1 protein-coding gene is annotated in these 243 nt (G+C 59.3%); it reads left to right on the top strand.

From position 1 onward, the window contains the following. Positions 1–197: hypothetical protein (locus QN399_RS26575; RefSeq protein ID WP_330201973.1), on the top strand; the 197-nt coding region annotated here is incomplete at its 5' end. Positions 198–243: the final 46 nt, after the last annotated feature.

Here is a 243-nt window from a genome sequence, read left to right as displayed (position 1 = left end):
GGTACCCGCAGCGCGAAATGGCAACCGAAGCAGACCCGCCCCTCTACCTGCACATCGCAGCTACCACGCAGGAAATCTTGGACAAGGGCATCAAGGCTGTACAGGAACTCATTGCACAGGAACCGCCTAGCTTGGAGAACCCTACGCGCATGCCGGAGCGTAACATGCCTGAGAGGGTGAGTAGTGTGGCGCACTGACTGGCTGGCTGGCTGGCTGGCTGGGCGAGGTCATGAAGCTATATGA

Source organism: Pseudomonas sp. 10C3 (genome assembly GCF_036346185.1).
GTDB lineage: Bacteria > Pseudomonadota > Gammaproteobacteria > Pseudomonadales > Pseudomonadaceae > Aquipseudomonas.
The sequence above is the reverse complement of the archived record's forward strand: the minus strand, read 5'-3'. Positions and strand labels throughout refer to the sequence as shown.